Source organism: Psychromonas sp. MB-3u-54, from assembly GCF_002836415.1.
Lineage (GTDB): Bacteria > Pseudomonadota > Gammaproteobacteria > Enterobacterales > Psychromonadaceae > Psychromonas.
In genome coordinates, this window is record NZ_PJBP01000173.1 from 42,677 (window position 1) to 64,110 (window position 21,434).

Annotated in this window: 20 protein-coding genes; 10 read left to right on the plus strand and 10 right to left on the minus strand. The window is 42.4% G+C overall.

The genetic code is table 11. From position 1 onward, the window contains the following. Positions 1–40 precede the first annotated feature (40 nt). On the minus strand, positions 41–1,453 hold the full coding sequence (locus tag CXF72_RS14580; protein ID WP_232784997.1) for a Do family serine endopeptidase: 1,413 nt from the start codon (positions 1,451–1,453) through the stop codon (positions 41–43). Positions 1,454–1,600: 147 nt separating this feature from the next. Between CXF72_RS14580 and zapE the strand changes: the two genes are divergently transcribed. The 9 genes from zapE to CXF72_RS14625 all read left to right on the plus strand — a co-directional run bounded on the left by zapE (position 1,601) and on the right by CXF72_RS14625 (position 8,499). Then, positions 1,601–2,728 carry a cell division protein ZapE gene (gene zapE, locus CXF72_RS14585; RefSeq protein WP_101039969.1) on the plus strand — a complete coding sequence of 376 codons (1,128 nt, stop codon included), beginning with the start codon at positions 1,601–1,603 and terminating at the stop codon, positions 2,726–2,728. Positions 2,729–2,992: 264 nt separating this feature from the next. After that, positions 2,993–3,421, plus strand: a complete 429-nt coding sequence (gene rplM / locus CXF72_RS14590) for a 50S ribosomal protein L13 (protein WP_011771135.1) — start codon at positions 2,993–2,995, stop codon at positions 3,419–3,421. A 13-nt stretch (positions 3,422–3,434) separates the two neighbouring features. Continuing rightward, a complete protein-coding gene (gene rpsI, locus CXF72_RS14595; RefSeq protein ID WP_101039971.1) occupies positions 3,435–3,824 on the plus strand; it encodes a 30S ribosomal protein S9 in 390 nt (129 codons plus the stop codon). A 139-nt stretch (positions 3,825–3,963) separates the two neighbouring features. After that, positions 3,964–4,488 carry a non-heme ferritin gene (ftnA, locus tag CXF72_RS14600; protein WP_101039973.1) on the plus strand — a complete coding sequence of 175 codons (525 nt, stop codon included), beginning with the start codon at positions 3,964–3,966 and terminating at the stop codon, positions 4,486–4,488. 265 nt (positions 4,489–4,753) lie between these two features. Next, the gene (petA, locus tag CXF72_RS14605; protein WP_101039975.1) at positions 4,754–5,344 is read left to right on the plus strand and encodes a ubiquinol-cytochrome c reductase iron-sulfur subunit; all 591 of its coding nucleotides are present in this window, start codon (positions 4,754–4,756) and stop codon (positions 5,342–5,344) included. Then, on the plus strand, positions 5,344–6,624 hold the full coding sequence (locus CXF72_RS14610; RefSeq protein ID WP_101039977.1) for a cytochrome b: 1,281 nt from the start codon (positions 5,344–5,346) through the stop codon (positions 6,622–6,624). Before petA ends, CXF72_RS14610 begins: the two co-directional genes overlap by 1 nt. Beyond that, a complete protein-coding gene (locus tag CXF72_RS14615) occupies positions 6,621–7,352 on the plus strand; it encodes a cytochrome c1 (RefSeq protein ID WP_101039979.1) in 732 nt (243 codons plus the stop codon). The genes CXF72_RS14610 and CXF72_RS14615 overlap by 4 nt, the downstream gene beginning before the upstream one ends. 107 nt (positions 7,353–7,459) lie before the next feature. Next, entirely contained in the window at positions 7,460–8,095 is a 636-nt protein-coding gene (sspA, locus tag CXF72_RS14620) for a stringent starvation protein SspA (RefSeq protein WP_101039981.1), read from the plus strand. Positions 8,096–8,103: 8 nt separating this feature from the next. Then, a complete protein-coding gene (locus CXF72_RS14625) occupies positions 8,104–8,499 on the plus strand; it encodes a ClpXP protease specificity-enhancing factor (protein WP_198552618.1) in 396 nt (131 codons plus the stop codon). 546 nt (positions 8,500–9,045) lie between these two features. On the opposite strand, the gene priA is transcribed toward CXF72_RS14625, so the two are convergent. From priA to CXF72_RS14680, 9 genes are all read right to left on the minus strand, one after another. Then, positions 9,046–11,277: a primosomal protein N' gene (gene priA / locus CXF72_RS14640; protein ID WP_101039987.1), complete on the minus strand. Its 2,232-nt coding sequence runs from the start codon at positions 11,275–11,277 to the stop codon at positions 9,046–9,048. 142 nt (positions 11,278–11,419) lie between these two features. Next, complete coding sequence (gene udp, locus CXF72_RS14645) at positions 11,420–12,178, minus strand: uridine phosphorylase (protein WP_101039989.1); 759 nt, start codon at positions 12,176–12,178, stop codon at positions 11,420–11,422. 211 nt (positions 12,179–12,389) lie between these two features. Continuing rightward, positions 12,390–12,797 carry a cytidine deaminase gene (gene cdd, locus CXF72_RS14650; RefSeq protein WP_101039991.1) on the minus strand — a complete coding sequence of 136 codons (408 nt, stop codon included), beginning with the start codon at positions 12,795–12,797 and terminating at the stop codon, positions 12,390–12,392. 4 nt (positions 12,798–12,801) lie between these two features. Further along, positions 12,802–13,425 (minus strand): hypothetical protein, encoded by a 624-nt coding sequence (locus CXF72_RS14655; RefSeq protein WP_101039993.1) that lies wholly within the window; start codon positions 13,423–13,425, stop codon positions 12,802–12,804. 100 nt (positions 13,426–13,525) lie between these two features. After that, a complete protein-coding gene (deoA, locus tag CXF72_RS14660) occupies positions 13,526–14,863 on the minus strand; it encodes a thymidine phosphorylase (RefSeq protein ID WP_232784998.1) in 1,338 nt (445 codons plus the stop codon). 318 nt (positions 14,864–15,181) lie between these two features. Next, the gene (deoD, locus tag CXF72_RS14665; protein ID WP_101039996.1) at positions 15,182–15,892 is read right to left on the minus strand and encodes a purine-nucleoside phosphorylase; all 711 of its coding nucleotides are present in this window, start codon (positions 15,890–15,892) and stop codon (positions 15,182–15,184) included. A 103-nt stretch (positions 15,893–15,995) separates the two neighbouring features. Beyond that, on the minus strand, positions 15,996–17,243 hold the full coding sequence (locus CXF72_RS14670) for a phosphopentomutase (RefSeq protein ID WP_101039998.1): 1,248 nt from the start codon (positions 17,241–17,243) through the stop codon (positions 15,996–15,998). Continuing rightward, positions 17,243–18,016: a deoxyribose-phosphate aldolase gene (deoC, locus tag CXF72_RS14675; protein WP_101040000.1), complete on the minus strand. Its 774-nt coding sequence runs from the start codon at positions 18,014–18,016 to the stop codon at positions 17,243–17,245. Before deoC ends, CXF72_RS14670 begins: the two co-directional genes overlap by 1 nt. A gap of 208 nt (positions 18,017–18,224) precedes the next feature. After that, positions 18,225–19,478 carry a NupC/NupG family nucleoside CNT transporter gene (locus tag CXF72_RS14680; protein ID WP_101040002.1) on the minus strand — a complete coding sequence of 418 codons (1,254 nt, stop codon included), beginning with the start codon at positions 19,476–19,478 and terminating at the stop codon, positions 18,225–18,227. 610 nt (positions 19,479–20,088) lie between these two features. On the opposite strand from CXF72_RS14680, the gene CXF72_RS14685 reads away from it, so the two are divergent. Beyond that, positions 20,089–21,434 (plus strand): hypothetical protein (locus CXF72_RS14685; protein ID WP_101040004.1); only part of this gene is annotated, 1,346 nt, incomplete at its 3' end.

Below are 21,434 nucleotides of genomic sequence, written 5' to 3' on the forward strand. Positions count from 1 at the left end.
AATTTTTTTTGATAAAGTATGATTTGGAACCATTTAATTTCTATTTTTTTATGTTTTGGTCGGTTTGTGGTCGATATCCGTCTGTTTTTTGTGCTTTATAATGTAAGATTAAATATAATTTTCTATTCTCACGCACTATATTCAGCGCTAATACTGGGGGGGAACTTTTAATAAACTCGGTTAATTCGGTCAAATTTAGAATTTTTTTTCGATTAATACCGATTATTAAATCCCCCTGCTGTAGCCCAAAATCATCAGCGATAGAGCCTTTTTTAACGTGATCCACTAATACGCCTTTATTTTTATTCCCGCCCGCCGGATTCATTAATGTCGCGCCGGCTAATAATGGATGCAGTGGTGGTGGGATAAACTTTATTTTACCCGGTTCGATAGCTTTTAGTGTCGCGCTTAGGCTGAGTGCTTTAGCATCACGAATAATACCCAATTCAACTTTTTTTCCAACACTTAGACTACCAATTTTAGCGCGCAGAGCCGAAAAGGATATAATGCTCAGACCATCTAAAGAGACAATCACATCACCCGCTTCCAGTCCTGCTTGTTCCGCGGCAGAGTCCGGATTTATCTGATAAATGAAAGCGCCATGCTTCGATTCTAACCCAAAGACTTTTGTCAGTTGATGAGTCAACTCACCACCTTTGATGCCGAGAACACCTCTGCGTACCTCTCCAAACTGCAATAATTGATCTACTAAGTTGTTGATCATATTTGATGGAATTGCGAATCCAATGCCAATATTGCCACCACTTGACGCTAACAGGGCGGTATTAATACCAATGAGCTCACCGCTTAAGTTAACCAGAGCACCGCCTGAGCTGCCGCTGTTAATTGTCGCATCGGTTTGAATAAAATTTTCTAAATTTTCAAAATTAAGGCCGCTTCGACCAAGGGCACTAATGATACCAGAGGTCACTGTTTGCCCAAGTCCAAGGGGATTACCTATTGCTATTACAAAGTCACCAACCCGTACTAGATCTGAGTCGGCTAGCAGCATCTGGGTGAGTGATTTATTACTGTTGATCTGCAATAGGGCAATATCACTCTGCTGATCGTGACCTACCAGCAAAGCATTAAATTCTTGCCCTGATGTCAGCGTTACTCTAATTTCCTGTGCATCTTCAATAACGTGAAAGTTGGTAATGATATATCCTTTTGCAGCGTCAATAATAACACCTGAACCTAAGCCTATAACGGGTTGATTCAGAAAGAGGAGTTCGTCATCGCTAAAAAAATCAAATAAGTCGGGCAAAAGTTGCTGATTCGACTGGTTGACGACAATCGAGATATTAGCCACCGCCGGGCTGGTTTTTTCGACGAGGGGGGCGAGACTAAAAGTGTCACTGCCGGCAATGGTTAGCGGCAAAGCAGCATTTGTCATTGCACTAAATGTGATTAAGCTGTAATTAATAATAAAATAAGCAATTAACTTTCTCACGGCAAATTCCCTATAAAAGGTTATTACTAAAAATCATAGTCTCGGTAGCGCTAAAATTAAATTATTTTTCGGAAAATTCAAATTTTGTCGACTTAGCTTTACTGTTATGATGCTCCAATAATGTTATAAAAAATTTGTGAGTGTTCTGTGACCCCCCTAAATTTATATCGTGCCGATTTACAAAAAGACAACTTCTTTGAGGATCCTGCCCAGGCAATTGCCATACAGCAGCTGCAGCGTTTGTATTCGGATCTGCAAACCCCGCCCGTTGAAAATAAAAAAAACAGCATTTTGTCACGCTTGGTTAATAAGGTAACTGCACCAACAAGCAAAAAAAAGTGCTTTAAAGGCATTTATTTTTATGGCGGGGTTGGCCGGGGTAAAACCTACCTTGTCGATCTTTTCTTTCATAGTCTACCAACACAGCGTAAACAACGACTGCACTTTCATCACTTTATGCTAAGAGTGCACAAAGAGCTTTCTGAATTGCAGGGACAGGCGAATCCTTTAGTTAAAATTGCCAAAAAATTTGCGTCGCAAACCGATGTATTATGTTTTGATGAGTTTTATGTTGACGATATCACCGATGCCATGATTTTAGCCGGCATGTTAACCGCGTTATTTGAGCAGGGTATTGTGCTGGTCGCAACGTCTAATATTCATCCCGACGATCTTTATAAAAATGGTCTGCAACGAGCACGTTTTTTACCTGTTATTGATTTAGTTAAGCGCCATTGTGAAGTGTTCAATTTAGACGGCGGGCGCGATTATCGCATTGGCCGTTTAATAAACAGTGAAATTTATCATTACCCTTTAGACAGTAGTGCTTCTCTGCAGATAAAAAGTGCGTTTGAAAATTTAGCGGATGGGGATAAAGTTTATGGACAAGATATAGAAATTAATTCCCGCTTGATTCCTACGATAGCCAATAGCATTGATACTTTAAGCATTGAATTTGGATCACTTTGTGACGGTCCGAGAAGCGTTCTGGACTATATTGAAATGGCGATTTTATACCGCACTATTATTGTAGCGAATATAAAGCAAATGGATGATTTACATAATGATATCGTCAGGCGATTTATTGCGATGATCGATGAATTCTACGATCACCATGTGGCGGTGATTATTTCTGCTGAAGTTAATATAATGGATCTCTATATTGGGAGTAAACTTGATTTTGAGTTCCAACGCTGTGTATCACGTTTGTCGGAGATGCAAAGTAAAACCTATTTAATGCAGTCCCACCATGTTGAACAAAAAATAACAGCTTAAAGGCTTTTTGCCCGCTCGTCGGGCATAAATAAAGCGACGATAAAGAAATACCTAATGTTATCAATAATTATTTCAATATTAAGGTGATTTCTGCATTCATTTTCTGTACAATTCTGTCGCCCACGTTATCCACCTCCCCAAAGTTTAAAGGGTGGATCTGTTTACGCTTGACGTATTCGAAGGGATACGAAATGGCAAAATACATTTTTGGTTGTCAATATTGACAATCATATTTTTTAATATCATTAATTTGGGTATAACTTAATGAAAACTTTTGTTGCTAAACCAGCTGAAGTCAAACGCGACTGGTTTGTAGTCGATGCTGAAGGTAAAACTTTAGGCCGTTTGGCTACCGAAATCGCTTTACGTTTACGTGGTAAACATAAAGCAGAATACACTCCGCATGTTGATACTGGCGATTACATCATCGTTATCAATGCAGAGAAAATTACTGTAACAGGTAATAAAGCTAAAGGTAAAATCTATTATCACCATACTGGTTTCATTGGTGGAATTAAAGCGATTAGCTTTGAAGATCTTATCAAACGCGCACCTGAACGTGTTATTGAAAAAGCTGTTAAAGGTATGTTACCACGTGGCCCATTAGGTCGTGCGATGTACCGTAAGTTGAAAGTTTATGCTGGTACTGAGCATCAACATTCTGCACAGCAACCACAAGTTTTAGACATTTAATAGGATTAAAACAATGGCAAATCAATACTACGGCACTGGTCGTCGCAAAAGCTCTGTAGCTCGAGTGTTTGTAAAAGCAGGTAGTGGTCAAATCACTATCAACAAGCGTAACATCGATCAATACTTCGGTCGTGAAACTGCTTGTATGGTTGTTCGTCAACCACTAGAACTTGTTGGTGCTACTGACAAATTCGATCTGAACATCACTGTTAAAGGTGGTGGCAGTACGGGTCAATCAGGTGCTATCCGTCTAGGTATCACTCGTGCACTAATGCAGTATGACGAAACACTTCGTTCTGAACTACGCGCCGCAGGTTATGTTACCCGTGATGCACGTGAAGTTGAGCGTAAGAAAGTCGGTCTACATAAAGCCCGTAAACGTCCACAGTTCTCAAAACGTTAATATTTCGTTTTCAAGAGTTGCAAAAGCCCAGTTTATACTGGGCTTTTTTTTGCTTGTTATTTAGCCATTTTGAGTTTATGGTTCCTTCATATCTATTTTTAATAGTTGCTACACATCTATTTTGATATAGGGGGATATTATGTTGACAGAATCAATGGTTGAAAAGCTTAATGAGCAAATAAATCTGGAATTTTATTCTTCAAATCTATATTTACAAATGAGTGCATGGTGTGAGGATAAAGGCTTTGAAGGGGCCGCTTTATTACTGCGTGGGCATGCGATAGAAGAAATGTCCCATATGAATCGTTTGTTCACTTACGTCAGTGAAACAGGTGCATTGCCCATTATAGGCACTATAACCGCGCCGCCACATCAATATAAATCATTAAAAAATCTTTTTACGGAGACATTCGATCATGAATGTTTTATCACCAAAAAAATAAATGAATTAACCCACGCTGCATTTACCACGCATGATTATTCAACGTTTAATTTCTTACAATGGTATGTTGCAGAGCAGCATGAAGAGGAAAAATTATTCAAAGGAATATTGGATAAAATTGACTTGGTAGGGGAAGAGGGTAAAGCGCTGTTTTGGGTTGATAAAGATCTCGCCGCACTGGCAAAAAATGCTGCAATGCCAATAATGGATAGCACAGAATAAAGATAAGTAAGCGCCTTTAAATTTACATTTATATGCTGAATTGGCGCTAAGTTCCCCCTGTTAATGAGAGCATGGTCAATTAAGCACTGCTTTTCTCTACTCCCTGTCGCAAAACAATGTTAATCACTTGTAAGTAAGGCGGTATTTCTTTAGAATTCAGCGAGTTTTATGCAATACCCTATCAAGCAATCTGTTTGATAATGTATTGCATTATCAGTTTGGTATAGAGAACTGCTTGAAAGTAGCTCACAATGGAGATGGTTAAATGAGCAATGCGCCTGTTAATTCTGGTCGCCGCAAGTTTCTAACATTAACAACAGCTGTTGTTGGTGGAGTGGGGGCGGCTGCAGTAGCGGTACCCTTCGTGAAATCTTGGAGCCCAAGTGAAAAAGCAAAAGCAGCTGGAGCACCAGTTGCTGTTGATATTAGTAAAATCGAACCAGGACAATTAATTCGCGTTGCATGGCGTGGTAAACCTGTCTGGGTCGTATCCCGCACACAAAAAGTGATTGATGAATTACCGACTCATGACACTCAGTTACGTGATCCTGATTCAAACGAGGCGCAACAACCCGGTTACGCAACGAACTCAGGCCGTTCACTAAAACCTGAGATTTTTATCGCTGTTGGTATATGCACCCATTTAGGTTGTTCGCCTAGTTATCTACCCGATTCCTTTTCGGAACAAGTCCAAGGTGTGGAGTCAGGTTTCTTCTGTCCATGCCACGGTTCAAAATTTGATATGGCAGGTCGTGTCTTTCAAGGTGTCCCTGCGCCATTAAATTTAGTTATCCCTCCTCATTACTACACGAGTGATACGACGATTCTTATCGGCTCAGATAAAGGAGACGCCTAATGCTTAAGAAATTAGTCACCGGTACGCTCGACTGGATAGACGCACGGATCCCGATGACGGAAACGTGGAACAAACATCTAGCGCAATACCCAACGCCGGTCAACTTCAACTTTTGGTACTTTTTTGGTTCTTTAGCCATGCTGGTTCTGGTTAACCAAATCTTAACCGGTATCTGGTTGACAATGCACTACAATCCCTCTGCGGCTTTAGCTTTTGCATCGGTTGAATATATTATGCGTGATGTGCCCTATGGCTGGTTATTGCGTTATATGCATTCAACGGGCGCTTCTGCGTTCTTTGTGGTGGTTTATTTACATATGTTCCGCGGATTAATCTACGGCTCTTACCAAAAACCCCGTGAGTTAATCTGGATCTTCGGCATGTTGATCTTTCTGGTGTTGATGGCGGAAGCCTTCATGGGTTACTTGCTTCCTTGGGGACAAATGTCTTTCTGGGGCGCGCAGGTAATTATCTCTTTATTTGGTGCAATTCCGATTATTGGCGATGATTTGACCCTGTGGATCCGAGGTGATTATGTTATCTCAGGTGCAACCTTAAACCGCTTCTTTGCATTACATGTCATCGCATTGCCCTTGGCATTGGTTGCCTTAGTCTTTTTACATATTGTCGCATTGCATGAAGTGGGCTCAAATAACCCCGATGGTATTGATATTAAAGTGAAAAAAGGTACAGCTTCTGCCGAGGCAAAAGGCCAGTTTACTTTCCATAAACAATACAGCGGCAAAAAAGATATTATCGACGCTATTCCCTTCCATCCCTACTTTACGGTAAAAGACATTATGGGGGTCTGTGGGTTCTTATTAGTCTTCTGCGGGGTGCTCTTCTTTATGCCGGAAGGGGGAGGTTACTTCCTTGAGGCGCCGAATTTTGAACCTGCAAATGGTTTAAAAACACCGTCACATATAGCACCGGTTTGGTATTACACGCCTTTCTATGCCATTTTACGTGCCATACCCGATAAGCTAATTGGTGTCATGTTCTTTGGTGGTTCCATTGTGATTCTTTTCTTCCTGCCGTGGTTAGACCGTTGCAAGGTAAGATCAGTTCGTTACCGTAGTTGGATACATAAAGCTAATATTGCACAATTCATTATTTGTTTTATCGTCTTAGGCGTACTTGGGGCTTTACCAGCAACACCTTTATTAACCATGTTTGCGCAGGTTGGCACGGTCGGTTATTTCGGTTTCTTTATTGCTCTTTGGCTATACAGCAAAAATGAAAAAACTAAACCACTACCAACGAGGTTAACATTCAAATGAAAAAATTAATGATTGCCTTATTGGCATTATTACCAACGCTGCTTTTTGCATCGGGTAATGTTCATCTGGACAAAGCTAATTATGATTTAACGGATAAAGCGTCACTGCAAAGTGGTGCCAAACTGTTTATGAATTACTGTGCTGCGTGTCATTCGACGGCACACCAACGTTACCAGCGGGTAGCAACAGACTTGGGTATCCCTGAAGAGTTAATGGTTAATAATCTGATGTTCACCGACAGTAAAATTGGTGAATTGATGAAAAATAATATGGATCCAGCCGAAGGCGGGAAATGGTTTGGAGTGACACCTCCGGATTTAACCTTAGAAGCACGTCTTCGAGGTCCTGATTGGATCTATACCTACTTACGCTCTTTTTATGCCGATCCAACGCGTCCATTTGGCGTGAATAATACGGTCTTTCCGTTAGTTGGTATGCCCCATGTACTGGAAGAGTTACAGGGTATTCCTACCGCTATCTATGAAACAACCGAGCATGAAGGTGTTGAGCATAAAACCATCATCGGTTTTGAAAGTAACGGACAGGGTGAAATGAGCTCCGATGAGTATGACAAAGCGGTCCTAAATCTGGTAAACTTCCTAGTCTATTCAGGTGAACCAAATAAATTAGAGCGTCAAGCCCTAGGTTTTTGGGTGATGGGCTTTTTAGTTATCTTATTCATTCTTAGTTATTTACTGAAGAAGGAGTATTGGCGCGACATTCATTAATCGTGAACTTTATCTCACCTAATTTAATTGGCAGCAGTGATATTTATCACTATTGCCTTTTTAGTTTTTAAACATTCAACATTTTATCCATATATTAGGGGATTTTCATGGCCGTAGCTGCGAATAAACGTTCTGTAATGACACTGTTTTCAGGTGCTTCAGATTTATATAGTCATCAAACACGTATTGTACTGGCAGAAAAAGGCGTCACAGTCGAAATCACTTTTGCTGATGAAGAGAATTGGCCTGAAGAGTTAGTAGAGTTAAATCCTTACAATACAGTGCCAACGTTAGTTGACCGTGAATTGGTTTTATACAATTCACGCATTATTATGGAATACTTGGACGAGCGTTTTCCGCACCCGCCATTAATGCCTGTTTATCCCGTTGAGCGTGGTAAAGGGCGTTTAATGATGCAGCGTCTCGAAAGTGATTGGTATCCATTGGTTGATATTATCATGAATGGTAATACCGAAGCGGCGGATGCTGCGCGTAAAAAACTCCGTGATGCTATTTTATTAGTGGCGCCGGTATTTGATCACTTTGCCTACTTTATGTCGGAAGATTTTACCCTGATTGACTGTTACATGGCGCCATTGTTATGGCGTTTACCTGAATTAAATATTGATTTAGGTTTTGATAATGTTGCAGGCATAAAAAGTTACATGGTAAAAGTTTTTGAACGCGAGTCATTCCAAGCGTCAATGACGGAAACTGAACGTGAAATTAGAGTGGGAGCATAATGACTGATATGTTAGTGCAAAGGCCGTATCTTCTTCGTGCCTTTTATAATTGGATTGTTGATAGTGAATGCACACCGCATATCATTGTTGACGCAACACAAACTGGTGTTGAAGTACCTCAGAAATTTGTTGAAGATGGAAAAATCGTCCTTAATATTGCGCCTCAATCGGTTATGCAATTTTCAATGGACGATGATGCTGTCGCATTTAATGCCCGTTTTTCAGGGCAGCCAATGCAGGTTTATGTGCCTTTATATGCGATAGAAGGTATTTACGCGCGCGAAAATGGCGCCGGAACCATCTTTCCTGAAGAGGCCGCTTACCAGGCTTTGGACGGGTCAGTAGAAAATGTTGAACAAGAGACTAAGCCAAATAAGCCACCGACACTGACTATTGTAAAATAATCTGATTTTATCTGATTAAAAAAACCGAGATTTATCTCGGTTTTTTTACGTTCGGCTTTCAGCTTTCGGCTTTCGGCTTTCAGCTTTCGGCTTTCGGCTTTCAGCTTTCGGCTTTCAGCTTTCGGCTTTCAGCTTTCGGCTTTCGGCTTTCAGCTTTCAGCTTTCGGCTTTCGGCTTTCAGCTTTCAGCTTTCGGCTTTCGGCTTTCAGCTTTCAGCTTTCGGCTTTCAGCTTTCGGCTTTCAACCCGCAACCCGCAGCTCGCAGCTCGCAACCCGCAGCTCGCAACCCGCAGCTCGCAGCTCGCAACCCGCAGCTCGCAACCCGCAGCTCGCAGCTCGCAACCCGCAGCTCGCAGCTCGCAACCCGCAGCTCGCAGCTCGCAACCCGCAGCTCGCAGCTCGCAACCCGCAGCTCGCAGCTCGCAACCCGCAGCTCGCAGCTCGCAGCTCGCAACCCGCAGCTCGCAGCTCGCAGCTCGCAACCCGCAGCTCGCAGCTCGCAGCTCGCAACCCGCAGCTCGCAGCTCGCAACCCGCAGCTAGCCTCTTAAACAAAATCAATTGGATCAACATCAATAGACCATCTTACTTTTCGCCCTTCCGGCAGGTTATCAAAAGCGGGTAATGCCCGATGCAGTGTTTGCGTGATCACGGCGCGCTGTTCACTTTGTAATAATAGCTGAAAACGATACTTTCCGGCTCGCCTTTCCATTGATGCGGGAATCGGTCCTAAAATTAATAACTTATCAAGGCTGTTATTGTTGATGCATATTTGTTCCAAGGTTTGCTTGCATAAAGACAGGAAATTTTCAGCCAGAGTTGCATTATCGGACTCCGCTCTTAATAAAGCCTGAAATGTACTGGGTGGCAACTGCGCAAGCTTGCGCTCCTGCAGCGCATTACGGGAAAATTCAAAATAACCGTTATTGATAAGATCCTGAAGTAAACTGTGCTCGGGATGATGGGTCTGCAGTACCACTTGACCCTTTTTTTCTGCGCGTCCCGCGCGACCAGACACTTGCGTAAACAGCTGTGCTAATCTTTCGCTGGCACGATAATCATTACAAAATAGTGCCCCGTCAACATCTATTAATGCGACCAGTGTGACATCGGGGAAGTGATGGCCCTTAGCAAGCATCTGGGTGCCGAGTAATATTTTATATTTACCGCTGTTAATATCGGTTAAATATTGATTAAAGCTCTCTTTTTTGCGGGTATTATCACGGTCAATACGCACTGTCGGATGATTCGGGAAAAGGTCGTTTAAGGTCTCCTCTAACTGCTCTGTGCCCACACCTGTCGAGCTTAATTGTGTCGAGCCGCAATCAGTACACTGCTGAGGTACGGGAAGGGTGGAGGTGCAGTGGTGGCAGTGCAGGTAATTAGCTGATTTATGGTAAGTGTAAAAAGCATCACAACGACCGCATTTAACTAACCAACCGCATTCATGACACATTAATACCGGCGCATAACCACGGCGGTTTAAAAATAATATAACCTGATTGTTTTTAGCCAAGTGTTTTTTCATTAACTCAATTAACTGCGGGGATAGTCCTGATTTTAACGGTAAACCGGCTAAGTTAATCAGGCTGTTGGTCGGTGGTTTGGCGTTACCCGGGCGTTCGGTAAGATGCAGATGCTGATATTTTCCCTGCAGGGCATTATTCAATGTTTCTAAGGATGGCGTAGCAGATCCTAGAATAATGGGTATTTTTTGCAATGCGGCACGTTTGATTGCAAAATCACGTGCATGATAACGAAAACCATCCTGTTGTTTAAAAGAGGCATCATGCTCCTCATCTAAAATAATTAAGCCTAAATTTTTAAAATCACAAAATATGCTGCTGCGTGTGCCGATAATAATGGCACCGCTGCCTTGTTTTGCGTGCAGCCAGGTATCGAGTTGCTCTCTCGGGTTTAACCCCGAATGTTTAAGATAAACAGGGACATTAAAACGTGCCTGAAAGCGTTTAATGGTTTGCGGGGTTAAACCGATCTCAGGCACTATCACTAATGCCTGTTTTCCCGCAAGTAACACCGGTTTAATAATATTGAGGTAAACTTCGGTTTTTCCACTGCCGGTGATCCCCTCTAATAAAAAGCAGTTAAAAGCCTTTGCCTGCTGATTAATGGAGCTGATGGCAACTGCTTGTTCGACTGTTAAAGCGGGTTTTTGTGCTGATTCTTCAAATTCAGCTAACCAATTGAGGTTGCTGACGGGCTGTTTATCAACGGCTTCAATGACCCCTTTTTCCTGCAATGCTTTGAGCGTCGGGCGACTTATCCCTTCTGCGCTTAACTGCTGATTAGATAAACTCGATTCGCTTAACCTTTGCAAAGCAGCCTGCTGTTTTTGGGCACGCTTAAAATCATTCAAATCAAAAGGATTAGCGGTTAATTGCCAATGTTCATGGCCCTTGAAAACGGCCTCTTTACCTTGACGCAGTGACGTCGGCAGTGCCTGCTGAAAGACATCCCCAAAAGCATGCTGGTAATAAAAAGCTGCCCAACGCAGTAGCGACCAGATATTTTTATTCAATAAAGGGGTTTGATCTATTAACTGAGTTATTTTTTTTAGTTTATCGATGGCGTAATCACATTGTGGATTAACTTCGCAGATCACGCCAATAAGTTGTCGTTTGCCGCCAAAGGGGATGCGTACTCGGCAGCCTACCAGGTTGTTGGGATCTGTTTTTAGCAGATAATCAGGCAGCAGATAATCAAATTGTTTATGCAGAGGGATCGCTAATGCAATGCGGCAAATGGTCGGTTGGGTCATAAACTCAATCAGCTAAGAATAAAAATCTATTGTAACCTGTTTCACATTAAGCGCGTTAAAAAACTCCGATGGAAATTCTTTCTGTTAATAAATTAACAGCAAGCGCCGGGAATAGAGCGCTTGCTGTTATTGATACCGCGGGTTAAGACAGCAGTTTTCTGGCCGCTGTAACAACAATGGATATTGCACTGACTTCGGTTTTTTTCATTGTTGATTGATCCGGGATTTCTTGTTGTGTCCGGTTTACTATTACACCTGCAACACAAGCTGCCCGCCATCCCTGTGAAGCGCACATAGTAAAAAGCGTCGATGATTCCATTTCATAGTTGAGTACGCCTAATTCCTGCCACTCTTGCATTGAACCTTTAAGGTGACGGGTTACACGGCCTGAAACGGTATCGTAACGCTCCTGACCCGGGTAGAAAGTATCCGAGGATGCGGTAATGCCAATATGGGGGGCAATACCCGCTTCCCGGCACGCAGCAACCATAGCCGTGGTACATTCAAAGTCAGCAACAGCCGGGTATTCTAAAGGTGCAAAATGCAAACTGGCGCCATCAAGGCGAACCGACGCTTGGGTGACAATGATATCACCGGGATGAACCTCTGGTTGAATTGCGCCGGTCGTGCCGACCCTTAAGAAGGTAGTAACCCCTAACTGTGCCAACTCTTCAACGGCAATGGATGTGGACGGACCACCGATACCGGTAGAGCAAACCACCACGGCTTTACCATCAATATAAGCCAGGTAGCTGGTATATTCGCGATGACTTGCTAGAAAGATGGCACCATCCATTAGTTCCGCTATTTTTTTTACACGATCCGGATCACCCGGTACTATTGCAAGGCTTGCACCATCGAGCATTTTTTTGGTTAGGCCTAAATGAAATACGTCTGACATAATAAAACTCCTGTATAAATTACTCACTTTTGGGCGGTTATAATTCAGCACCTAAAAAAGCAAAGGGTAATAACTTATTGATGACTTATGGACTGTTATAATTCAGCATCTAAGAAAGCCAAGGGTAATAACTCGGTGATGACTTATGGACTGTTATAATTCAGCATCTAAGAAAGCAAAGGGTAATAACTTATTGATGACTTTTGGACTGTTATAATTCAGCACCTAAAAAGGCAAAGGGTAATAACTCAGTGATACTGTGCTGCTCAATTTCGGTTGCTGAAGCATAACTGTAAACAACTGCGTCATTGCCGGATTGTTCAGCAATCACTTGCCGGCATCCGCCGCAGGGCTGTGCTTTAATCAACGTTTTTGCTGCGTTACGCGCGAGTATATGAACTTCTTTAACTTCGCCTTTTTTCATGCCTTCGGTGACGGCTGTCTGAATAGCATTACGCTCCGCACAGATAGTTGTCGGGTACGCAGCGGATTCGACATTGACACCTTTATAAATATTGCCGTTGCCGGTTATAACAAGGGCTGCAACATTAAATCCTGAGTAGGGCGCTTGAGCATTATCAAGTAGTTTTTTAAGTTCAGTAAAATAGTTTTTGTGCATAATATTAGAGCCTCTTCATATAGGTTGGTGATTGATTGTCGGACTGGGCAACAAAGCCCATTTTATTAAGATATAAACAATGATCCCGATCGCCGGCGGTGGTTTTTAGCGCGGTGATCCCTTTCTCTTTAAGAAATTCGGGATGGGTGTTGTAATAATAGCTGCCCAGTTTAAAGTCACGGTATCTGGGGGTGACGTAATCAAGCATAATGACAAAAGTACCGTCAGCCTCTTTTGTGCCCGCAAGCACTCCGGCGATATTGTTATCGCGCAGCATATAAAATAATGTGTCAGCAAAGGTTAACTGCTCCAGACTTATCTGTTTTTCAATATCCTGACGATTAATGTTAATAAAGTGCTGAAAATATTCAGAACCTTTCGACACTGAAATTATTTTAAACTCTTCTTTGCTGCGATAAATTTGATACAGAAAATAAAGGTTAATACAGGCAATGCTGAGATTCATAAAGATCGTCGGTACTGAATCAATAAAATAGGCAAAGCTTGCAAAAAGCAGACAACCGATAATGTTAATCACTCTTAACTTGATAATTGAAGACATAGTGAAGGAAATCAGCACCACTAGGGATGCTAAATAACCAAACCATTCTACCCAATCTAATTCCATTATAATTCCTCTGTCATTAAAAAGCCCAAGCGAATAGTTCGCCTATGCTGTGCTGATTTACATTCCTAACTTTAATCTCAGTCCAATATTCGATGATAGTTTAGAATATGTCTTGTACACGAATACGGCGGTAAACCTGAGTCTGAGCTTGAACGCTGTCCGTGCCGCAAATAATAGCGCTTTGAATGGTGTGCTGTGCTTCGCTGAACTGCGCCTCATTCTGAGCGTGGATCATCGCCAGCGGTTTTTCCGGACCTGCCGGCTCACCCAACGAGATAATAGCGCTTAGACCAACGGCATAATCAATCGAGTCCGATGGGCGAAGTCTTCCTCCACCCATACTCACCACCGCCATTCCCAATGCTCTGGTATCCATGGATTGTACAATCCCTGAATGTGGAGCATAAACAGGACGGATAATGGCCGATTTTTGCAGATAATTATCATGATTTTCAACAAAGTCAGCGGGGCCGCCCAGCGCGCTAACCATTCGGGCAAATACTTCTGCGGCTTTGCCGTTATCAAGCACGGTCTGCAGTTTTGTCCTCGCTTCTTTTATATCCGCTGCCAATCCGCTTAACAGCAACATTTCAGCGCATAATGCTATGGTGACTTCATGTAAACGGGGATTAACATTTTCCCCCTTAAGAAAGCGCACGGCTTCACGCACTTCAACGGCATTGCCTGCACTGCTTGCCAGTACCTGATCCATATTAGTAATTAACGCACTGGTTTTACATCCGGCACCATTAGCGACGCCAACAATACTGTTGGCCAAAGCCTCAGACTGCTCAAAAGTCGGCATAAATGCACCACTGCCGGCTTTAACGTCCATCACTAGAGCATCAAGACCTGCCGCTAATTTTTTCGATAAAATGGATGCGGTTATTAACGGAATAGACTCCACCGTCGCGGTAATATCACGGGTTGCATAAAAACGTTTATCAGCCGGCGCCAGATCGCCGGTTTGACCGATAATAGCGACGCCCACCTGTTTGACTATTTTACGGAAATGATCCAAGCTGTCCGGCGTGGTTTTATAACCGGGAATCGCATCGAGCTTATCTAAGGTGCCGCCGGTATGGCCGAGTCCCCGACCTGAAATCATCGGTACATAACCGCCACATGCCGCCACCATCGGACCTAATATTAGTGAGGTAACATCTCCGACTCCGCCCGTTGAATGTTTATCAATCACCGGACCGTCCAGATTGAGAGATTGCCAGTTTATTACCTGTCCGGAATCTCGCATTGCAGATACCAGCAGAACACGTTCATCCATGTTCATGTCCTGGAAATAGACTGCCATTGCAAAGGCGGCAATTTGACTTTCTGTTACTGAGTTATTGGTGATCCCTTTGATAAAAAAATCGATTTCCTGCCGGCTTAAGGTTTTGCCGTCACGTTTGTTACGAATAATTTCTTGCGGCAGTAATATCATCTGTTGTCCTCCTGTAGATTTTCGAGTTCGCTGCAGAAGGTGTCAATTTCTGCAGAATAATGGTCATAAAAATTCACCAAAAGCCATGTTGTTAGCATTTTTAATCCCCCAATGTTCTGGTATAAACCGACCTTTTTCTCGTTAATGTCGATTTTTAAAGTCAAGTATCCCTAGGGCATATAAATTTTATTTTTATGCCCTGAACTTTTGTCATTATGTGGTTTTTCAGATGCCCAATATCTTTGCGTTAATCCACTTTTTGGTCACGCGGGCAGCGTAACCAATTGGATTCACTGATCTCATTCGGTGTGTGTTTTATTCGGCAACAACGGAATCTAAAGCAATGATCAACATTTCATTAAAGCTGCTTTGACGTTCATCTGAGGTGGTTTTTTCACCGGTGCGGATATGGTCTGAAACCGTACAGATACACAATGCATTGGCACCAAATTCAGCCGCAACACCGTAGAGACCCGCGGCTTCCATTTCGACACCTAATATGTTGTATTTTTCCATTACATCAAAAATATCATCTTCTGGCGTATAAAAAAGATCCGCAGAATAAAGATTACCAACACGCGCTTTAATGCCGTGTGCTCGTGCTGAATTAACGGCTTTTTCCAATAAATCGTAACTGGCGATAGCGGCAAAATCATGATTATTAAAACGAGTACGGTTTACCTTTGAATCAGTACAAGCGCCCATGCCGATGACCACATCGCGTACCTTGATGTCTTTACTTACTGCGCCGCAACTGCCTACGCGAATAATATTTTTTACGCCGTATTCACGGATTAATTCCGTTGCATAGATTGAGCAGGAAGGGATACCCATACCGCTGCCCATCACCGAAACCCGTTTGCCTTTATAGGTACCGGTAAAACCAAGCATGTTACGTACATCTGTTACCTGCACGGCATCATTCAAAAAGTTTTCTGCGATATATTTCGCCCTTAACGGGTCTCCTGGCATCAGAACCGTTTCCGCAAAAGCGCCATCTACTGCATTAATATGAGGGGTTGTCATAATTTTTTTCTCCATTATATGAGTGACTGACGATGCCGCTTGTCAGTCATTCAATTAGTTGTGTTTTTATATAAGATTAAAGGTTAATCGCTTAAAAATAGTATCAACTGAAAATACTTTTACCGTAGTCCAGCGCAGGTAACTTGTGAAAATCAGCAATTGACTGACCGATATCAGCAAAGGTTTCCCGTAATCCGATTGGCCCGGGCTTAACGGACTGACCGTAGAAAATAGCCGGAATATGCTCGCGCGTATGATCGGTGCCTTTCCAGGTCGGATCACAGCCATGATCCGCCGTTAATACCAGCAAATCATCATCGTTCATTAACTCAAGCATTTCCGGTAAACGTTTATCGAAGTACTCTAAAGCGGCTGCGTAACCGGGTATATTACGGCGATGGCCAAAGTCCGCATCAAAATTGACAAAGTTAGTGAAGATAATAGTTTGATCACCCGCTTTTTTTAACTCATTCAAACTGGCGTCAAACAGCGCTTCTAAACCGTTTGCTTTGGTCGCTTTAGTAATGCCTTGTTCAGCGAAAATATCTGATATTTTACCTATGCTGACAACCTGACCACCGGACTCTTTCATACGATCAAGCAGAGTGGGTGAGGGTGGTTTCACCGAATAATCATGGCGGTTGCCGGTACGCATAAAGTCGGCGCTTGCAGATCCGCTAAACGGACGGGCGATAACACGTCCAATATTGTATTTATTGACTAACTCGCGTGCCAGTTCGCAAAGTTTATACAGTCTTTCAAGCCCAAAGTTTTCTTCATGACAGGCTATTTGGAAAACGCTGTCTGCCGATGTATAAAATATAGGTTTACCTGTCTTGAGGTGCTCTTCGCCGAGATCCTGCAAAATAGTGGTGCCCGATGCATGACAATTCCCCAGATATCCGGGCAGGTCAGCACGCTCCACCAGTTCATCCAGAAGTTCCTGCGGGAAGCTGTTTTGTTTTTGATCAAAATAACCCCAGTCAAATAAGACCGGCACACCGGTAATCTCCCAATGGCCGCTGGAGGTATCTTTTGCCGTGGAAATCTCTTTCGCGTAACCGTAAGCGGCAATAGGCTCAACTAACGGGTCTAATCCAGCCGGGAAAGTGGATGAGCTTTCAGCACAAGCGCGTCCAAAACCCAATTTATTTAAGTTTGGTATAGTAAGCGGCCCGTGGCGGCCCTCATTCGCGTTACCTTTTGCACATTGCTCTGCGATATGCCCTAGGGTATTTGAGCCCATATCATCAAATGGACTGCCATCGGCTAATGAGCCAATAAATTTATCGGCATCAGCTGCGCCGCCAACCCCAAAAGAATCAAGTAATAATATAATGCTGCGTTTCATTAGTAACCTCCTGCTTTAGTGGCTTTAGCAGCCAAATTCAGTTCCGACAATAAAGCGCCGAGTAAGCTCGATGCGCCAAAGCGGAAATGTGTTTTATCCACCCAGTTATCGCCCATAATACGGCTTGCCAATTGCATATAATCATCGGCAGTCTGCGCATCCTTAACACCGCCGGCAGCTTTAAAACCAACATTAAGGCCGGACGCTTTGATAGCTTCAAGCATCACTTCAGTCGCTTCTAATGTTGCATTAACGGGTACTTTGCCCGTTGATGTTTTAATAAAATCAGCACCGGCATTGATACAAATTTCACTGGCGGCTTTTATTAATGCAGGGGTTTTTAATTCTCCTGACTCAATAATCACCTTCAGAGTGACTTTATCACCACAAATATCTCTGCAGGCTTTAACCATAGTGGCGCCGATTTCAGTATTGCCTTTGATCAGTGCGCGGTAGGGGAAAACAAGGTCAACCTCATCGGCACCATAGGCAACCGCCGCCCGTGTTTCAGCCAACGCGATATCCAAGTCATCATTACCGTGCGGAAAGTTGGTGACCGTCGCAATTTTAATCTGCGGGGTGTTTTGCAACGCAAGGGTTTTGCGTGCAATAGGAATAAAACGCGGGTAAATACAAACTGCCGCCGTATCACCTGCTACGCTGTGTGCCGCTTGGCAGAGTTGGATCACTTTTTGATCGTTATCATCGTCATTTAGCGTGGTGAGATCCATTAATTGGATAGCTAAACGGGATGCTTGTTGTAAGTCGTGCATAATTTTTTCCTTTAATTCGGGTGATGACAGCTTATGTTCTTCTTAAGCTTGCCTTAGGGATGCACATTGACATACCCAAGGACTTGTTTATTAATTGTTGTGTTAAGCAACACTTAAGGCAAATATTAAGCTGGCCCTAGTGATGCGCATTGACACCGCTAAGGGCTTGTTTATTAATTGTTGTGTTAAGCAACACTTAAGGCAAATATTAAGCAACGCTTAAGGCAAAGAATATACCGACCAAAGTTGCGCTCATAAAGTTAGATAAAGTACCCGCAAGCACCGCTTTTAAACCCATTCGAGCGATATCAGGGCGGCGAGAAGGGGCCAACACACCTAGACCACCTAACAAAATAGCCATGGAAGATAAATTGGCAAAACCGCATAAAGCCACGGTAATAATGACCTGAGTATGTTCGCTTAGGGTGTCTTTAATGCTAACAAAGTCAATATAAGCAACAAATTCATTAACCACCAGTTTCTGACCTAATAAACTGCCTGCCTGCATTGCTTCAGACCACGGGATACCAAGAAGAAAGGCAATAGGAGAAAAGACATAACCTAAGATTTGCTGCAGGGACAGGGCTTCCAGACCAAATAAACCACCGATAGAGCCCAAAATAGTATTAACTAATGCGATTAATGCGATAAACGCGATCAGCATACCACCGACATTCATGGCCAGACTAAGGCCATCACCAGCGCCGACTGCCGCTGCATCAATAACATTAACCGGTTTGTGTTCTTCTTCATCAATATCTGACTCCGATAACGTGTCGATCGGCGTTTCTGTTTCAGGCTCCAATATTTTCGCCATTAATAAACCACCGGGCGCGGCCATAAATGATGCGGCAATAAGGTAATCAAGGCTAACCCCTAATGATGCATAACCTGCTAATACTGCACCGGCAACCGATGCCAAGCCACCCGCCATCACGGCAAAAAGCTCTGAGCGGGTCATGGTTTTTATGTAGGGCTTTACGACCAATGGTGCTTCAGTTTGTCCAACAAAAACATTGGCCGCCGCTGACATGGACTCGGTTCTGCTGGTACCCAATGCTTTTTGCAAGCCACCGCCGAATATCTTGATAATAAACTGCATCACGCCTATGTAATAAAGCACGCCCATTAATGAAGCGAAGAAAATAATGATGGGCAGTACTCTAAACGCAAAAACAAACCCGCCTCCGCCGAATACTTCAAACATTGTTCCGGAAACAAGACCGCCGAAAAGAAATCCGATACCTGCATTGGCACTGTCGATAACGGCTTGTACTCCGCTGGATATACTGCCCAGTACGCTTGCGCCGGAATCTGTGAATATTACAAAAGCAGGGATTGCCGCCTGAATAATAAATGCTCCGCCTATGGTGCGAAAGTTAATTGCTTTTCGATTACTGGAAAATATTAGCGCAATTAACATTAACGATAATATTCCGACTAAACCCATTACAATTTCCATCTTGTCTCTCCATTTTATTTTATAAATTTGATTAAAAAAATTAAATAAACTATCTGCTAAGTGCTTTATTTAATTAATATGTTAAAGGGTTTTAATAGTCGCAAAATCTGCAATTATTATCTTCTGAGCGAATAATTGCGCTGCTTTATTACCCCTTTTAAATTTGTATTTGTTAAAAATAAAGCGTCGTACTATTGCTGTTTTACGCATTTTTTATAACAAAGGATCCCTGTAATCGAGTAATTGAATGCAGTTTATTTGCAAAGCCCCTCTTGAAATGTGATCTGGCCCGAGATAATAATGAATATTTTAATTTTACTGAGTGTGTTTACATAATCTGTTGTTTTAAATCTAAGCTACTATTTAATGGTCATTTTGTGGGTTATAACACATAAAAGCACTGGTTAATTAATTACCCCGCTTATATTGATTTGGACGATTGTTTTTTAACCCTTTTTAAAATTAAATTGGGTAGAATTGCCGCCTGGATTAATTTCATAACATTCACATAACATTCGAGTGGATCAGGATTTAGCTGATTTTCATAGAAGAAAATTACTTCGACAGACTTATTTTTGAATCATTAGATAGCCGGGAATCAAGGGACAATATGTTTACCTTCACTAAAGATTTTAACTGTTGCAAAACTGTACATTGTGAAAATTTTGCCGTGGCAGAGAGTGCTGATTACATTCAAAAAAGTCGGCAGTTAGGGTATTTGTCCATTGGCTGTAAGCTATGCGGCAGCTACCCGCCCTGGATAAATAATAAGCTCGTTGCAAAGATTGTAAATGAAAAGCTTGAGGTTAACTTCGCCAGAAAATTAACCGGTTGTCCCAAATGCGCGCAATATTTTTTCTTCAGCCAAAGCACTCAATCAATATCACATGGTTATACATCAGCAGGCACGCAAAGAAAAAAGTGCGCTGCTTGTGATGCTGTTTTTACCCTGCCGCACTTTAAAAATATTAATGCGCTTAGACTCATTCTCACCACGATCACGGCCAACCAGGAAATAAAAAAAGCCATTAAAGCCACCGGACTATCGGCCAGATTGTATTATTTTTACCTTGATAAATTAGCCCGGATTCTGGTGAACTTTAGTCGTTTAAATGAAGAAAAAGTGATTCAGAGAAATCATTTGGCACTCTACACTCAGGGTAAGGTAGTTCATCTTGCTCACAAAAGAGGCTTTTATACCTTGCTGACTTCAGACCTTGATAGTGGTTACCTGTTATTACAAAATAACAACTTAACCAGGGCGTCTCTGCCTAAGAAATCTGTCTATGATGCGCAGAAAAACACAATAATATCTGTCAATGAGAACGATAATTTAGAAACCGCGCTTATAAAGAGGTATGAGCAACACTTGAAAAGAAAACATTTTGAGCAGTTATTAGTCGGAGAATTAAAGCCAACCACAGGGTGTCATTTAATCTACCCCGATAAATTGGCTTATGCTCATTTTCAACTATTAAAAGCTTTTACCGAAAAAACATCTTCCTACAGCCATTATATTGAACATGAAAGTTGTTTTAGAGCTGCCGCCCTAATGGCGTCCGCCGCAGATATCAAAACCGCTAAAGCAGACATTTATTTCTATTTGGTATCCTATAAAGGAAGTGAGCATTTACAGGGGAGAAAAATTGGCTGGTGGGGGGATAAATGGTTCAGTAATGATTTTGGCGCTTATTGCCCAATCGCATCCAGCACAAAATTTAATACTGATTTAAAATTAAGTGACACGAGCAGCAATAGCGTATTTTCTTCCTACCTGGATAGCCATTTGAATAAAGGCATAAACAGTATTAATGTCATTGATAATCTATCTGAAATACATCGTATTATCTTTAATTACTGCGAACTGAAAAACAAGACCAGCAGAGCAAAATTATTAAAGGCAACAGACACAATTTATACGCCGCAAAGTTTGCTTGATGCCGCCTTAAAAACCAT

Excerpts from the sequence above, each read along its gene's own strand:
- rplM (WP_011771135.1), top strand. The coding sequence starts at position 2,993 with ATGAAAACTTTTGTTGCTAAACCAGCTGAAGTCAAACGCGACTGGTTT.
- rpsI (WP_101039971.1), top strand. The coding sequence starts at position 3,435 with ATGGCAAATCAATACTACGGCACTGGTCGTCGCAAAAGCTCTGTAGCT.
- ftnA (WP_101039973.1), top strand. The coding sequence starts at position 3,964 with ATGTTGACAGAATCAATGGTTGAAAAGCTTAATGAGCAAATAAATCTG.
- petA (WP_101039975.1), top strand. The coding sequence starts at position 4,754 with ATGAGCAATGCGCCTGTTAATTCTGGTCGCCGCAAGTTTCTAACATTA.
- CXF72_RS14610 (WP_101039977.1), top strand. The coding sequence starts at position 5,344 with ATGCTTAAGAAATTAGTCACCGGTACGCTCGACTGGATAGACGCACGG.
- CXF72_RS14615 (WP_101039979.1), top strand. The coding sequence starts at position 6,621 with ATGAAAAAATTAATGATTGCCTTATTGGCATTATTACCAACGCTGCTT.
- sspA (WP_101039981.1), top strand. The coding sequence starts at position 7,460 with ATGGCCGTAGCTGCGAATAAACGTTCTGTAATGACACTGTTTTCAGGT.
- CXF72_RS14625 (WP_198552618.1), top strand. The coding sequence starts at position 8,104 with ATGTTAGTGCAAAGGCCGTATCTTCTTCGTGCCTTTTATAATTGGATT.
- priA (WP_101039987.1), bottom strand. The coding sequence starts at position 11,277 with ATGACCCAACCGACCATTTGCCGCATTGCATTAGCGATCCCTCTGCAT.
- udp (WP_101039989.1), bottom strand. The coding sequence starts at position 12,178 with ATGTCAGACGTATTTCATTTAGGCCTAACCAAAAAAATGCTCGATGGT.
- cdd (WP_101039991.1), bottom strand. The coding sequence starts at position 12,797 with ATGCACAAAAACTATTTTACTGAACTTAAAAAACTACTTGATAATGCT.
- CXF72_RS14655 (WP_101039993.1), bottom strand. The coding sequence starts at position 13,425 with ATGGAATTAGATTGGGTAGAATGGTTTGGTTATTTAGCATCCCTAGTG.
- deoD (WP_101039996.1), bottom strand. The coding sequence starts at position 15,892 with ATGACAACCCCTCATATTAATGCAGTAGATGGCGCTTTTGCGGAAACG.
- CXF72_RS14670 (WP_101039998.1), bottom strand. The coding sequence starts at position 17,243 with ATGAAACGCAGCATTATATTATTACTTGATTCTTTTGGGGTTGGCGGC.
- deoC (WP_101040000.1), bottom strand. The coding sequence starts at position 18,016 with ATGCACGACTTACAACAAGCATCCCGTTTAGCTATCCAATTAATGGAT.
- CXF72_RS14680 (WP_101040002.1), bottom strand. The coding sequence starts at position 19,478 with ATGGAAATTGTAATGGGTTTAGTCGGAATATTATCGTTAATGTTAATT.